This window comes from Arthrobacter sp. TmtSoilC51 (assembly GCF_055388015.1).
On record NZ_AP035877.1, the window covers coordinates 123,495 to 138,680 of the forward strand.

Genomic DNA, 15,186 nt, shown 5'->3' on the forward strand with positions numbered 1-15,186 from the left:
GGGGGTCTCCCACATTTAAACCAGGCAAGCCCCGACCCTCACGGCCGGGGCAGTTGTGGGAAATCCCTAGCCTGAGAAGAACCCAGACAACTCCGCGATGAGCTTGTCCGGCGCCTTGTTAGGACCGTCGTGCCCAAATCCGGGGAGGATTGTGTAGCTCGAACCGGACAGGACGTCGTGGATTTGGCCGCATGCGACGCCGAAGTATGCGGGGCTTTTCTCCCCCACAACGATCAGCGTTTCAAGGGGCAGTTCAAGGAACGGCTCGGCGGGCATGTCGGCAGCAATCACGGCTTTGATTTCGCGGACACCACAGGTCATGAGCTCCCGCATCTGCTTGCCCATGGGTGTTCCGGCGGTCAGCTTCGTAGCCAGCGTCAACATGGACAGGGGCATGCGCGCAAAGGCGCCACCTGTCTCTACTCCCTTGATGAGTACGGCGAGGCCGCGATCGTAGTCTCCTGCCGCCGTCGCGCGTTCATAGTCCGGCGTCCAGTCAGCCTTGACGCTGTGGTTGACCGAGACAGCGGGATCGTAAACAGCGAGTCGCTCCACGGGCAACGTCCGTGCTGCATGCAGCGCCACTGCGCCGCCAAAGCTGTGCCCGAACACGTCCGTGCTGGAGGTGTGTTTCATGACCGAATCGAGGTCCCGGATGTCGGCTTCGAGGGTATAGTCCTCGGCCTGGGGAGACGATTGACCGCGTCCGCGGCGGTTGAAAGTGTGGACAGGCCGGCCAAGGGACTCGCTTAGTTTCTGCGCGAAACGTGTGTAATCAGAGGCTGTCACCATTGAGGCAGGCACAACCACAACGCCGGACCCCGCCGCTGCCAGGTCACCGCCAGTGGTCAGTACTTCGAGGTGTCCGCCGTCCGCTGTGGTGATGATCTCGCGCGTCATGTCTTGAGCCTAACCGAGCCACCTGAAAGCTTGCAGCACGCCCACCCTTTATGTGGACAACGGGCCCATACCTGTCAGGTCTTGAAGTAGTCAGAAATGTCCGTGACGAGTTCCGAGACAGCCGCGGGAACCGAACCATGGAAGCCCTTTGGCGATATCTCGAGGGTGCTTCCGGGAACAGCCGCGTGCAAACGTGCTGCGGTCACCTTGTAGTACTGCGGGCTCTTCTTGCCCACCATGAAGTGGGTGTTGCGAGGTAGGACGGAGAAATCGCGCGGAGTTTCCGACGCGTCAAATGCGGCCTTGAGTTCTCCGACCCCCGATGGCATGAGCTCACGGAACATCGTGTTGACCTTGGTCCGCGAAACCACCGCCATGAGGCCCACCAGTACTGGTTCAGGGATCCGGGCCAGGGCACTTCCGGGATGCATTCCCCGCTTCATCCTGGCCATTGCAACGTTGATATTGCCTTTGTTCACGGAGTCCTCGAAACCGGCCATCCAGTTGGTATCCATGCTTCCGTCGATATTCACGGCGGCATCGTAAACGGCGAGCCTATCCGGTTGGTGGGGTGTACCGGCGAACGCCTGAGCAGCGTTGAGGGCCACCGATCCACCCAAGCTGTGGCCGAGGATGTTCCTCGCATTGGTGGCATCCATGATGGTGCGCACGTCCGCAATTTCCGTGGCCATGGAGTAGTTATGTGGTTGGTCACTGGACTTGCCGCGGCCCCTGCGATCGTAGACGTCCACTGCCCACCCGTCACCGAGGCCCTTGGCGAGGGCGATGGAAAAGGGCCGGTAGATGAGGGCGGTGAGGAACGCGCCGCCGATCAGGACCACGCGGCGCTCCCCGGGTGCGTCTTCCGTGCCGTAGCTGTACAGGGCCAGGTTGCCGCCGTCGTGCGTTTTGATGTCGCGTTCCCTCACCGGTTCATCCTAGGACGCGCTGGCTGTGGGTACGGGCCCTCCTGAAAGGAAGCGGGCGATTCGGGCTGCAAGCCGCCTGCCGGGTCGCAAAGGACCCTCATGGAACTGCAGGGGAACAATGGCGAAGTCGATGGCCGGAACGGCTCCAGCGAGGATGCGGCCGGTTTCGGCGAAGTAGGACGGACTCCAACCACCACTAAGCATAAGTGTCGGAGTCACGAGCGAAGTGAAGTCTTGAAGGTGTGTGTCGGCGTCGAGGACCGCGCGCATCTCGGCGACGGCGGTGGGCAACAGGGAGCGCATTTCCAGGCCCAGCCGCGTCTGTGCTGAGAGGATGCTCAACATCCGCAAGGCCCCCATGGGCAGGTACGAGATGGGACCGGCGGTTCCCAAACCCTGCACCAGATGGGCCCACGCGTGATCCAGTTGGCCGGCGGTGACCGCCGCTTCCAGTTCCGGACGCCACCGGCCATGCAGATTTCCGGATAACGAGACAGCGGCATCATAGGTGACCAAGCGGTGGATCTTCGTGCTGCGCGCTGCCTGAAGCGCCACGAAACCCCCATAGCTGTGCGCCACGACGTCCGTTGAACCTGTCCTGCGCATCACTGACTGAAGGTCGGCAATCTCGGTGTCGGCGGAGTATCCGGGCGGTTGCGGCGCCGAATGGCCGCGTCCGCGACGGTTGTAGCAATGAACCGGTCGTCCCAGCATGAGGCTCAACGTCCGCGCGAAGGGCCAGTAAAGGGAATCGGTCACCAAAGTGCCATGGATCACGACGACGCCGGACGGTTCAGCAGGTGCCTTGGACCCCGGAATTGATGCACCGGAAACGGGCCGGAAGGAGTGCACCTCAAGCTGCCCGCCGCCGTCGTCCGTTTCAACTGTCCACGTCTCCACAGCCCGAGTCTATGTCCGGACGTAGAGGCCCGTAATCAACGGTAAACTTAAGGACTGTGACTTCCGCAAACACCCCAGCCCTGAACACCTCCGCAGAGCCCGTCGACGCCAGCGAGCAAATGCGTATCCGCATGGACAAGCGCGCCAAGCTGATCGAACGCGGCACGGAGGCCTATCCTGTGGGCGTTGAGCGGACGCATTCCTTGAGTGAGATCCGCGAAAAGTATGCACACCTGGAAGCCGACGAGACCACCGGTGACATCGTGGGCGTCACGGGCCGGGTCGTGTTCGTTCGCAACACGGGCAAGCTCTGCTTCGCCACCCTCCAGGAAGGTGGCGTTGACGGCAAGGGCGTCCGCCTCCAGGCAATGCTGAGCCTGGCCAATGTGGGCGAGGAAGCGTTGGCCGATTGGAAGGCCCTGGTTGACCTTGGCGACCACGTGTTCATCAAGGGTGAGGTCATTTCCTCCCGTCGTGGTGAGCTCTCCGTCATGGCAGATTCGTGGTCCATGGCCTCCAAGGCCCTGCGCCCGCTCCCGGTCCTGCACGCAGAGCTGAACGAGGAAACCCGTGTTCGTCAGCGCTACGTGGACCTCATGGTCCGTGACGAAGCCCGGGAGATGGTCTATAAGCGCGCCGCCATCACGAGGTCCGTCCGCGACACCCTGGACCGCCACGGTTACGTGGAGGTGGAGACTCCCATCCTGCAGCTGGTCCATGGTGGTGCTACGGCCCGTCCGTTCGAGACGCACATGAATGCGTTCGACCAGAAGATGACCCTGCGCATCGCTACCGAGCTCTTCCTTAAGCGCGCAGTTGTTGGTGGCATCGACCGCGTTTACGACATGGGCCGTGTTTTCCGCAACGAAGGCGTGGACTCCACGCACAGCCCCGAATTCACCACCCTGGAATGCTACGAAGCCTGGGCGGACCAGTTCGTCATGGCTGAGCGCATGAAGGAAATCATCCTGAACGTGGCGGACGTTGTTGGTACCCGTACCATCCAGACGGACGCCGGCGAGATCAACCTCGACGGCGAATGGGCTTGGGTATCGGTGTACCCGGGTCTTTCCGAAGCCGTTGGCGTGGAGGTCACTCCGGACACTACGGTGGAGGAGCTGCTGGCGCTCGCCGCCAAGCACGAGGTCAAGGTTGACCCCAAGTGGGAAGCCGAGAAGATCGTGGTGGAGCTCTTTGGCGAGATCGTGGAGCCCACGCTGCTGAACCCGACGTTCGTGTACGACTACCCGCCGTCCGCCCAACCGCTCGCCCGTCCGCATCGCGAAGACGGCCGGCTCATCGAGGCATGGGACCTGATCATTGGGGGCATGGAGCGCGGGACGGCATTCTCCGAACTCATCGACCCCGTTATCCAGCGCGAACGGCTCACTGAGCAGTCACGCCGTTCTGCCGCAGGCGACGTGGAGGCCATGCAACTGGACGAAGACTTCCTTCGCGCCCTTGAATACGGTGCCCCGCCCATGGGTGGCATCGGGCTCGGCATTGATCGCCTGGTCATGTTGTTCACCGGCGCGGGTATCCGCGAGACCATTTTGTTCCCCCTGCTGAAGCCCGAAGGACACTGACCATGGAATACATCGCAGTCCTGGCGCCATCGGTCGTTGTTGGATTGATCTTCTGGTTTGCCATGAAGTCCATCTTCAATGCGGACAAATCCGAGCGGCAGGCAGAAGCCCGTGCCCAGGCGGAGGCAAATTTGCGGAATTCCGGCCCCGAGGGTGAGGGCCCGGCGGCTAAATAGCCTGCAAATTGGGTGCCCTTAGCAGGAATCCAAATGTGCCTTTGACGTGCATGCTCGGCGTGAACGATAATCAGGAATAGGAACCCTCATATTTCTGATTATCCAACCCTCCAAAAGAGAGGCTACTCATGGCACAGAAAGTAAAAATCATCCTCGTTGATGACCTGGATGAAGGGTCAGCGGACGAAACTGTCCGCTTCGGGCTGGACGGCGTGAGCTACGAGATGGACTTGTCCACGGCTAACGCAGACTCCTTGCGCAAAGCACTGGAGCCCTATGTAGCCAAAGCCAGGAAGACCTCCTCGGGCCGTGCAACACGTGGCCGTGCAACTGCCACCAGAAACCAGGATTCGGCGCAGATCCGTCAATGGGCCCGTGACAACGGTTACACCGTAAACAGTCGCGGACGCATTCAGGCTGAAATTCAGGAAGCGTACCAGAAGGCCAATTCCTGATTCACCCGCCTTCAATGCCCCGGCAGGTACTGCCGGGGCATTAGGTTTTTAAGCCCATAGTTTGTTGGCTGGCCTTCCGGAGGCATGCCCGGACCACCCCTGGGAATATTCCGTGAATCGTTCCGGCACCCACAGCCGGGTTTATCCGGGACTTTTGGGACAGCCCAAAGCGAGGGTCGGCCACTTGCCCGCGTTTGCTCGACCAGCCGGTGCCCTGAACAAGCTGAATACCTCGTTGGCGCGCCGCCGCGTCCAGGCGGGACGGCGTTCCCCGGGCGGCCATCCTCGCAGCGAGGGGGGTGCCAGGTTTATTCCGCTGGGCGTCATGTTTCCCCTGTGGCGAACACGCTCCAAAAGTCGGGCTTCGGCACGTAGCATCAAAGTACGTCGTAGCTAGGAGTGTGGCGAAATGTTTGAGAGATTTACGGACCGTGCCCGTCGCGTGGTTGTCCTTGCCCAAGAAGAGGCACGGATGCTCAATCACAATTACATTGGTACCGAGCACATCCTCTTGGGTCTGATCCACGAGGGTGAAGGCGTTGCCGCAAAGGCGCTTGAGTCCCTGAGCATTTCGCTCGATGGCGTCCGCGAACAGGTGCAGGAGATCATCGGCCAGGGCCAGCAGGCTCCGTCCGGGCACATCCCCTTCACGCCGCGCGCCAAGAAGGTGCTTGAGCTTTCGCTCCGCGAAGCACTGCAGCTCGGCCACAATTACATCGGAACTGAGCACATCCTGCTCGGCCTCATCCGTGAGGGCGAAGGCGTTGCTGCCCAGGTGCTGGTCAAGCTCGGTGCGGACCTTAACCGTGTCCGCCAGCAGGTCATCCAGCTGCTTTCCGGCTACCAGGGCAAGGAAGCCGCCGGTTCGGGTTCCAGCCAGGGCCAGCCGGAGGGAACCCCGGCAGGTTCGGTGGTGCTGGACCAGTTCGGACGCAACCTCACCCAGGCTGCACGCGAGAACAAGCTCGATCCCGTGATCGGCCGCGAGCAGGAGATGGAACGCGTCATGCAGGTCCTCTCCCGCCGCACCAAGAACAACCCCGTGCTGATCGGTGAGCCCGGCGTCGGTAAGACGGCCGTCGTCGAAGGCCTTGCCCAGGCGATTGTCCGCGGCGACGTCCCGGAGACCATCAAGGACAAGCAGCTGTACACGCTTGACCTTGGTTCGCTGGTTGCCGGCTCGCGTTACCGTGGTGACTTCGAGGAGCGCCTGAAGAAGGTCCTCAAGGAGATCCGCACGCGCGGTGACATCATCCTCTTCATCGACGAGATCCACACCCTCGTTGGTGCAGGTGCTGCTGAAGGCGCCATCGATGCTGCATCCATCCTGAAGCCGATGCTTGCCCGTGGTGAACTCCAGACTATTGGTGCCACCACGCTGGATGAGTACCGCAAGCACATTGAGAAGGATGCCGCGCTCGAACGCCGGTTCCAGCCGATCCAGGTCAAGGAGCCTTCCGTTGCCCACGCGATCGAGATCCTGAAGGGCCTCCGGGACCGCTACGAGGCACACCACCGCGTAACGATTACCGACGGCGCCCTCGCCTCAGCCGCGCAGCTGGCCGAACGCTACATTTCGGACCGCTTCCTGCCGGACAAGGCGATTGACCTCATCGATGAAGCCGGTGCGCGCCTGCGTATCCGCCGCATGACCGCTCCGCCGGAGCTCAAGGCCATGGACGAGCGCATTGCCGACGTCAAGATGGAGAAGGAATCCGCCATCGACGCCCAGGACTTTGAGGGTGCCGCTTCGCTGCGCGACAAAGAGCAGAAGCTCATTGCCGAACGCGCTGAGAAGGAACGCAACTGGAAGTCCGGCGGCATGGATGACATCTCCGAGGTTGATGAAGACCTGATCGCTGAGGTTCTCGCGAACTCCACCGGTATCCCCGTCTTCAAGCTCACCGAAGAAGAGTCTTCGCGGCTCCTCAAGATGGAAGACGAACTGCACAAGCGCGTCGTCGGCCAGGACGAGGCCATCAAGGCCCTGTCCCAGGCTATCCGCCGCACACGTGCAGGCCTGAAGGACCCCAAGCGTCCGGGTGGCTCGTTCATCTTCGCCGGGCCTACGGGTGTCGGCAAGACCGAGCTCGCCAAGGCCCTTGCCGAGTTCCTGTTCGGTGAAGAGGACGCCCTCATCACGCTGGACATGTCCGAGTACTCCGAGAAGCACACGGTTTCGCGACTCTTCGGTGCACCTCCGGGGTATGTCGGCTACGAAGAAGGCGGCCAGCTGACCGAGAAGGTTCGTCGCCGTCCGTTCTCCGTGGTCCTGTTCGACGAAGTTGAGAAGGCCCACGCGGACCTCTTCAACTCGCTCCTGCAGATCCTGGAAGATGGCCGCTTGACCGACTCCCAGGGCCGCGTGGTGGACTTCAAGAACACCGTGATCATCATGACCACCAACCTGGGTACCCGCGATATCTCCAAGAGCGTCGCAACCGGCTTCCAGTCCGGCACGGACACCCAGACCGGTTACAACCGGATGCGTGCCCGGGTCACGGAGGAGCTCAAGCAGCACTTCCGCCCCGAGTTCCTCAACCGTGTTGACGACGTCGTGGTGTTCCCGCAGCTCACCCAGGACGAAATCATCGAGATCGTGGACATGTTCGTTACCCGCCTGGAGCGCCGCCTCAAGGACAAGGACATGGGCATCGAGCTCACCACGGCAGCCAAGGTTCTCCTGGCCACTCGTGGTTACGATCCAGCAATGGGTGCCCGGCCCCTCCGCCGCACCATCCAGCGGGAGATCGAGGACCAACTCTCCGAGAAGATCCTCTTCGGCGAGTTGCACTCCGGTGACATCGTTGTGGTGGATGTGGATGGCGAAGGCGACGACGCGAAGTTCACGTTTGCAGGCAACGCCAAGCCGCGAATCCCGGAGATTGCTCCTACCGCGTAAGGTGTCAAGCATTGAGGCCCCGCCATTCCGCAAGGAATGAGCGGGGCCTCGGCGTTTCCAAGCCCAGCGAATCGAATGCGAATATCTGAAAGTAGTGTTTCACTGTGAGTGAACTACTCTGTGATCAAGCGCACAATACGTGTTGAATCGGAGCATGGATTCGACTGAGACCCCAACCCCGGGCACGCGACCTGAAACCCCTTTTCACGACATCGACCACTACCTCTGCATTCCCAGGGTCAGTGGTCTGGCGCTGAGCCCCGACGGCAAACGCCTGGTCACAACCGTTTCAACCCTGAACGGCAAGGGCACTGAGTTCGTCAACGCGCTGTGGGAAATCGATCCCACCGGCCAAAGCCATGCCCGACGGATTACGCGGAGCTCCAAAGGAGAGGCTGGCGCCGCCTTTGCGGCCAACGGCGATCTGTACTTCACGTCTTCCCGCCCCGATCCCGACAATTCAGATCCTGACGCCGATCCCGTGAATGCGCTGTGGCAGCTCCCCGCCGATGGGGGAGAGGCCCGTGTTGTGCACTCGCGCGCCGGAGGTATCGGGTCCGTCATGGCCGCTAGGAATGCGGACGCCATCTTCGTCAACGCCGAGGTTTTGGCAGGCTCCAGCAATGAGGAGGACGACGAAAAACGCCGCAAGGCCCGCAAAGACATCAAAGTATCCGCCATCCTGCATAGTGGCTATCCTGTCCGCTATTGGGATGCGGACCTGGGTCCTTCAGAGCCGCGCCTGTTCGTAGTGGAGCCGGGCGAGGAGGAAGAAGCCGGCAAGCCAACCACCGTTGACGCCCCGGCCCGTCTTAAGCTGCGGAACCTGACGTCCGGCGTCGGAGGATCCCTGCGGGAAGCCAAATCTGTCGTGAGCCCCGATGGGAAGACCATTTACACGAGCCTCACCAAAGCACTCGCCAAAGCCGATAGCCGTGAGGTACTTGCCGCCGTCGACGTCGCCACTGGGACCCTCAAGGTGCTTCTGGACCGCGAAGGCATGAGCTATTTCCCGGGCCCTGTCAGCCCGGACAACCGCACTCTGGTGGTGGAGAGCGAGAGTGACACCACGCCAACCCAGGCTCCGCAGGTCAAGTTGCACCTGCTCGACGTATCAGGAAGCGAAACAACGGACCTGGAGCCGCTCGCCCACCAGTGGGACCGCTGGGCTACTGCCTTGGCCTGGCTCCCGGATGGCAGTGCCATCCTGGTGAAAGCGGACGACGACGGCGCGTCGCCGGTTTTCCGGATCGACGTCGCCGACGGTGGCGTGACGCGGGTGACGAAAGATGCCGCCGCATATTCCGACGTCGTAGTTTCGCCGGACGGAACCACAGCGTACGCACTCCGGAGCTCATACGAGTTTCCCGCTGAGGCTGTGCGGATCGAGCTCTCCACCGGGGATGTGGTCAGATTGAACGCGCCGGCGGAACGGCCTGTATTCAAGGGGCACCTCGAACGCGTGGAAACGACCGCGGAGGACGGCTCTCGAGTGCCGGCATACCTGGCACTCCCGGAAGCTGCATCCGGTGACAACCCTGCTCCACTCCTGCTCTGGATCCACGGTGGACCGCTGGGCTCATGGAACGCGTGGACCTGGCGTTGGAACCCGTGGCTGCTGGTTGCCAAAGGCTATGCCGTGCTGCTGCCTGACCCTGGGCTCTCCACAGGTTACGGGCAGGAGTTTATCCAGCGTGGGTGGGGTGAATGGGGCAAGAAGCCCTTCTCGGACCTCATGGCTATCACCGATGCCGTAGTTGAGCGGGCGGATATCGACGAGTCGCGTACAGCGGCGATGGGCGGATCCTTCGGCGGCTACATGGCCAACTGGGTGGCCGGCCAGACTGACCGCTTCAAGGCGATCGTGACCCACGCCAGTTTGTGGGCGCTGGACCAGTTCGGTCCCACGACGGATGCCGCACAGTACTGGCTGAAGGAAATGACCGTGGAAATGGCGATGGAGAACTCGCCGCACCTGAATGTACGCAACATCAAGACGCCCATGCTGGTGATCCATGGCGACAAGGACTACCGCGTCCCGATAGGTGAAGGCCTGCGGCTTTGGTACGAACTATTGTCCTCGTCGCAGCTGCCAGCGGATGAAAACGGCCAGAGCCCGCACCGGTTCCTGTACTTCCCCGACGAGAATCACTGGGTACTGCAGCCGCAGCACGCCAAGGTTTGGTACGGAGTGGTGGAGCACTTCCTGGCAAAGCAGGTGCTGGGCGAGGAGGTGGGCCTGCCGGAGGAGCTGGGACTCTAAGCGCGAAATGTCTGGGACATTTACCGCGTGCTCGCTCGTTCCTCGCTTAGACGCACGCTACGTAAATGTCCCAGACATTTCGCTCGTGACAGTGGCGTCCGTCATGCGCCGCCCAGCACCTCTTTGCCTCGTAGTATGGGGGAGTGAATTCGACCTTTAGCCTTCGTCCTGCCCGCACTAGCGATGTGGCGGCGATTAAGAGGTTGGTGGCGCCATTGGCGGAGCAGCGGATTCTGATGGCCAAGGAAACTGTGGCGTACTACGAGAGCCTCCAGGAATTCCGGATTGCCGAATCCCTTGACGGCGACGTGATTGGCTGCGGCGCCCTGCACGTCATGTGGGAAGACCTTGCAGAGATCCGCACCTTGGCGGCAGCGGACGCGTGGCGTGGCCGGGGCGTGGGACACGTACTGGTGGAGGATCTCTTGGAAAAAGCCAAGGAGCTCGGCGTCAGCCGCGTCTTCTGCTTGACGTTTGAGGTGGACTTCTTCAAACGTCACGGCTTCGAGGTCATGGAGGATCAGTCAGCCGTGGACCCGCAGGTGTACTCGGAGTTGCTGCGCTCGCATGATGAAGGCGTGGCGGAGTTCCTGGATCTGGCGCGGGTAAAGCCGAATACCCTGGGCAATACCCGCATGATCCGGCACCTCTAGGAAGACCCGCAACAAGAGCTGACGGATACGGAGACTAACCCTGCCCGGATTATGCGTGATTTAAACGCTCTTCTCTTATCTAAAGTTGATGGATAAACTGATGGAGGCTTGCTGGGGAGCTTCCGCCAATCGGTCAATCGAGAGAAGATCATGCAGTCCCACGCGTCGTTTTCAGGTAATTCAAGCGTTTCAGAACTCCAACTCAGCGTGCGCGGTCCCGTGTTCACGCCTGCCGATCCCGGCTTCGCAACCGAGGTAGCGGCCTTCAACCTCTCTACTCAACACCAGCCGGACCTTGCCTTCGGGGCCCTCGATGCAGAGGACGTTTCGGCGGCGGTCAGATGGGCGGCGGAACGGGGAATGCCCGTAGCCGTCCAGTCCACGGGGCATGGTGCAACAAACGCGATAGAAGGCGGGCTGCTCATCAGTACCCGCCGCATGCTTGAGCTCAGCATCGACCCCCTTGAGAAGACTGCCCGCGTCGGGGCAGGTGTCCGCTGGAAGGCCGTGGTTGAACTTGCTTCGACCTTCGGTTTGATGGGCCTCTGTGGTTCAACCACCGACGTAGGCGTGGTGGGTTACACGCTGGGCGGTGGCCTGCCGATCCTTGGCCGTAAGTATGGCTTCGCCTCGGATCATGCCATCGCTTTCGAGTTGGTCACAGCCGATGGCACCCAGCAAAGGGTGACCAAGGACGAGAACCCCGAGCTGTTCTTCCTCCTTCGAGGCGGCAAGGGCAACCTGGGCATTGTGACCGCCATGGAATTCCATCTCTTCCCCGCCGCCGATCTCTATGCCGGGGGCGTTTACTTCGACGGCGAACACGCCCCGGAAGTTTTGGGGGCGTTCAGGGAATGGGTGCCGTCCCTCCCCGTTGAGGCATCGGCGTCGTTGGCGTTTTTGCGCCTTCCTGAGATGGACATGATTCCGGAGCCGCTTCGGGGAAAGTTTGTAATCCACCTCCGCTACGCCTACCAAGGCGACCTGGCAACTGCGGCGGATCTCCTTGAGCCCATGCGCCGGAGCGCACCGTTCATGATGGATGCCACCGGGCCCCTGGAGGCAAGCCAATTCGACACCATCCACCAGGATCCGGACCAGCCGGTCCCGGTCCGTGAGCATGGTTTCCTGCTCGACCGCTTGGATGAGGAGGCCGCCGAGGCAATCCTGCGGCATTTTGGTCCGGGTGTCGAGAGCCCGGTGTTGTTGGCCGAACTTCGGCTGCTGGGCGGCGCCCTCGCCAAGAGCGCGGAGGGCGAGGACATTGTGGGTGGCCGTGACGCGGCGTTCAGCTTCTTCATGGGTGCCATGGCTGTGCCCCCTGTTGTTGAGATGCTGCCGAAAGTCTTCGAGGCCGTGCACACAGACCTTCGGCCGGCTGCCAATGCAGGCACATTTGTAAACCTTCACGGGCACTTTGTGGATGCCGAAGACAGAGAGCGGCCATGGGGTCCCAGCGCGCGGGAGCGGCTCAAGAAGGCGAAGGCGGAGCTGGATCCGAAGAACATGTTCAGCTTTGGGCATGTAGTCGGGCTCCCCGTCACGGAACAGCCGGTGGTTATGGATCAGACCGTGCTGCTCGAAGGCGTCGTCACCTCCGGCGGCGACGCCGTGCTGAACAGTTGAGGGGGCGGACCGTGCAAGATCGTGTCACGTTTCCGGACTTTTCAGCTTTCCAGATAGACATCCCACGCGGATCCTGGCCGAACGAATCTTTCTGGCCGGGGACAGCCCACTCAAACCCGGACCTGTACTCAGCATTTTGGCTCGATTTCCACGCCCGGAGCGAGGCGGAGATCAGTCCTGCAGCCACCGCCGCGGAGCCCGGGCTTCCCGACAAATAGCGTTGTCATACCGGCAGGGACAGGTCTTTGGGACCGTCCCTGCCGGCCTTTAACGGGCCTTGGCCTGGGCCTGTCCCTCTGGCCCCTACCGTGTGCCCGGGCCCCGGTAGTAGGGTCAGAGCACCAGCCAGCGCACGCCCAGGAGCACGTCATGAAAAAGCTCATCAATGATCCACGCGCCGTTGTGGACGAGTCCGTTGAAGGTTTCGGCATGGCCCATGCCGACATCGTGGTCGTCCATCCCGAGCCAAAATACGTTATCCGGAAAGGCGCACCCATAGCGGGCAAGGTTGCCTTGGTATCCGGCGGCGGCAGCGGCCACGAGCCACTCCACGCGGGTTTCGTCGGCCTCGGCATGCTCGACGCCGCTGTGCCCGGTGCCGTCTTTACTTCGCCCACGCCAGACCAGATCATACCGGCGACCGTCGCTGTCGACTCAGGGGCCGGCGTCGTGCATATCGTCAAGAACTACACAGGCGACGTCCTGAACTTTGAGACTGCGGCGGAGATGGCGCAGGCCGAAGGCGTCCACGTACGTTCGGTGCTGGTAAACGACGATGTCGCCGTGGAGGACTCGTTGTACACGGCGGGCCGCCGTGGAGTGGCTGGGACTGTCCTCGTGGAGAAGATTGCGGGTGCTGCCGCCGAGCGGGGTGACGGTCTTGAGGCTGTTGCCGCCATCGCCGAGCGGGTGGTGGCCAACGTGCGCACCATGGGAGTCGCGCTTTCTGGCTGCACGGTTCCGCACGCGGGTACACCGAGCTTCGAGCTGGCGGATGACGAGATCGAGATCGGCATCGGTATCCATGGCGAACCCGGACGCCACAGGATGGCCATGGAAGGCGCCGACGCGATTACCGACCGTCTGCTGGAACCAGTGCTCGAAGATCTCGCCATCTCGTCCGGAGACAGGGTGCTGCTGTTCGTCAACGGCATGGGCGGCACGCCGCAGAGCGAGCTCTACATCGTCTACCGAAGGGCTGCCCAGGTACTCGCCGAGCGTGGGGCATCTGTGGAGCGCTCACTGGTGGGAAACTACGTAACGTCCCTTGAAATGCAGGGTTGCTCGGTGTCCGTTCTGCGCCTCGACGACGAAATGGTGCGGTTGTGGGATGCTCCAGTCCACACGGCTGCCCTGCGTTGGGGAGCGTGAGCATGGGCCTGGGCGTTGATTGGGCGGTGGACTGGCTGAAGCTCTCGGCGAAAGCCATGGCCGAACACCGAACGGAGCTGATTGAGCTGGACCGGGCAATCGGCGATTCGGACCACGGCGAAAACATGGACCGTGGATTCCAGGCCGTGCTGCAGAAGCTGGATGAGACGCCACCGGAGACGCCGGGAGCTGCGCTGAAGGCTGCTGCGATGGCGCTGATGTCCAAGGTGGGTGGAGCTGCCGGGCCGCTGTATGGAACGGCATATCTGCGTGCCGCCACTTCATTGGGCGACTCGACTGACATCGAAGGCGATGCGTTGGCTTCCGCGCTCGCGGCTGCCCGGGATGGCGTGGTGGCCCGCGGCAAAGCCGAGACAGGCGACAAGACCATGGTTGACGCGTGGACGCCGGCAGTGGAGGCGGCGCAGAACGCCGCGTCCAATGGCAGCGACGTGCTCGCCGTTTTGGAAGCTGCTGCCGAAGCGGCCGAAGTGGGGGCCGTGGCCACTGACCCGCTGGTGGCCCGCAAAGGCCGCGCCAGCTACCTGGGGGAGCGAAGCGCGGGGCATCGCGATCCAGGTGCGGCTTCCACGGCTTTGCTCATGCGCGCCGCAGCAGCTGCAGCCGGCTCCGCAGGAAACACGGGAACCGACGCCGTATGACGGTTGGGATTGTGGTTGTCTCGCACAGCAGCAAAATCGCTGAAGGCGCTGTGGAGCTCGCAGCCCAGATGGCGCCCGACGTCGAACTCGTCGCCGCCGGGGGCACTGACGACGAACGGATCGGTACCAGCCTCGAGAAGGTGCTGGCCGCCGTCGAACAGTCACTGATTGATGCGGGAGGCGACGGCGTGGTGGTGCTGACGGACTTGGGCTCGGCGGTGATGACTGCTGAATCCGCGATCGAATTCGCCAGCGATCCCGACGCCATATTGCTTGCCGATGCGCCTCTGGTTGAAGGGCTGGTGGCTGCGGCTGTCGCGGCTCAGGGCGGGGCCGGCGTCGAGGAGGTGCGTAAGGCGGCGGAGGCTGTTGGATCCGCGGCTTCCACTGCTACTGGCGCGAAGGCCGCTTCCAGCGCGTCGCCCGAACCAGATGCTACCGGCGATTTTGAGCTGATTAACCCCATGGGCATCCACGCCCGGCCGGCGGCCAAGATAGCCGGTGGACTGTCTGGCCTTGACGCTGAGGTGACTATCAACGACGTTGACGGGACGTCCATGATGGCGCTGATGACGCTCGCGGCAGGGCAGGGCGCAACCTTGCGCGTGCAGGCCCGTGGCAAGGATGCAGCAAAGGCTGTTCAGTATGTCGGGCGGCTGGTAGGCGAGGGGTTCGGGGAGCTGTAAACACAAGCTTCAACAAACCGCGCCGGCCCAAATATTGCTAAGTATGCTGATTAGTGATGTTGTAGAGGTACAGGTTC

General features: G+C 62.1%; 13 protein-coding genes. 10 read left to right on the forward strand and 3 right to left on the reverse strand.

Annotation, left to right across the window (positions count from 1 at the left end; all coding sequences use genetic code 11):
- Positions 1-66 precede the first annotated feature (66 nt).
- The 3 genes from ACZ5G6_RS00600 to ACZ5G6_RS00610 form a co-directional block, all read right to left on the reverse strand.
- Entirely contained in the window at positions 67-900 is an 834-nt protein-coding gene (locus ACZ5G6_RS00600) for an alpha/beta fold hydrolase (protein ID WP_223935297.1), read from the reverse strand.
- A gap of 74 nt (positions 901-974) precedes the next feature.
- Positions 975-1,829: an alpha/beta fold hydrolase gene (locus ACZ5G6_RS00605; protein WP_223935298.1), complete on the reverse strand. Its 855-nt coding sequence runs from the start codon at positions 1,827-1,829 to the stop codon at positions 975-977.
- A 9-nt stretch (positions 1,830-1,838) separates the two neighbouring features.
- Positions 1,839-2,729: an alpha/beta fold hydrolase gene (locus tag ACZ5G6_RS00610; RefSeq protein WP_223935299.1), complete on the reverse strand. Its 891-nt coding sequence runs from the start codon at positions 2,727-2,729 to the stop codon at positions 1,839-1,841.
- A 56-nt stretch (positions 2,730-2,785) separates the two neighbouring features.
- Here ACZ5G6_RS00610 and lysS point away from each other — a divergent pair, with 56 nt between their 5' ends.
- The 10 genes from lysS (at position 2,786) to dhaM (ending at position 15,109) form a co-directional block, all read left to right on the forward strand.
- A complete protein-coding gene (gene lysS / locus ACZ5G6_RS00615; protein ID WP_223935300.1) occupies positions 2,786-4,315 on the forward strand; it encodes a lysine--tRNA ligase in 1,530 nt (509 codons plus the stop codon).
- Positions 4,316-4,317: 2 nt separating this feature from the next.
- The gene (locus tag ACZ5G6_RS00620; protein WP_223935301.1) at positions 4,318-4,491 is read left to right on the forward strand and encodes a hypothetical protein; all 174 of its coding nucleotides are present in this window, start codon (positions 4,318-4,320) and stop codon (positions 4,489-4,491) included.
- Between the two features lie 128 nt (positions 4,492-4,619).
- Positions 4,620-4,946 carry a histone-like nucleoid-structuring protein Lsr2 gene (locus ACZ5G6_RS00625; RefSeq protein ID WP_223935302.1) on the forward strand — a complete coding sequence of 109 codons (327 nt, stop codon included), beginning with the start codon at positions 4,620-4,622 and terminating at the stop codon, positions 4,944-4,946.
- A gap of 409 nt (positions 4,947-5,355) precedes the next feature.
- Positions 5,356-7,848 (forward strand): ATP-dependent Clp protease ATP-binding subunit, encoded by a 2,493-nt coding sequence (locus ACZ5G6_RS00630; RefSeq protein WP_216922749.1) that lies wholly within the window; start codon positions 5,356-5,358, stop codon positions 7,846-7,848.
- Between the two features lie 154 nt (positions 7,849-8,002).
- A complete protein-coding gene (locus ACZ5G6_RS00635) occupies positions 8,003-10,111 on the forward strand; it encodes a S9 family peptidase (protein WP_498688680.1) in 2,109 nt (702 codons plus the stop codon).
- A gap of 143 nt (positions 10,112-10,254) precedes the next feature.
- Positions 10,255-10,764, forward strand: a complete 510-nt coding sequence (locus ACZ5G6_RS00640; RefSeq protein WP_223935304.1) for an amino-acid N-acetyltransferase — start codon at positions 10,255-10,257, stop codon at positions 10,762-10,764.
- Between the two features lie 150 nt (positions 10,765-10,914).
- Entirely contained in the window at positions 10,915-12,390 is a 1,476-nt protein-coding gene (locus tag ACZ5G6_RS00645; protein WP_223935305.1) for an FAD-binding oxidoreductase, read from the forward strand.
- A 369-nt stretch (positions 12,391-12,759) separates the two neighbouring features.
- Positions 12,760-13,761: a dihydroxyacetone kinase subunit DhaK gene (gene dhaK, locus ACZ5G6_RS00650; protein WP_223935306.1), complete on the forward strand. Its 1,002-nt coding sequence runs from the start codon at positions 12,760-12,762 to the stop codon at positions 13,759-13,761.
- A gap of 2 nt (positions 13,762-13,763) precedes the next feature.
- The gene (gene dhaL / locus ACZ5G6_RS00655) at positions 13,764-14,423 is read left to right on the forward strand and encodes a dihydroxyacetone kinase subunit DhaL (RefSeq protein ID WP_498688683.1); all 660 of its coding nucleotides are present in this window, start codon (positions 13,764-13,766) and stop codon (positions 14,421-14,423) included.
- Positions 14,420-15,109, forward strand: a complete 690-nt coding sequence (dhaM, locus tag ACZ5G6_RS00660) for a dihydroxyacetone kinase phosphoryl donor subunit DhaM (protein WP_223935308.1) — start codon at positions 14,420-14,422, stop codon at positions 15,107-15,109. The genes dhaL and dhaM overlap by 4 nt, the downstream gene beginning before the upstream one ends.
- The last annotated feature ends 77 nt before the right edge of the window (positions 15,110-15,186 follow it).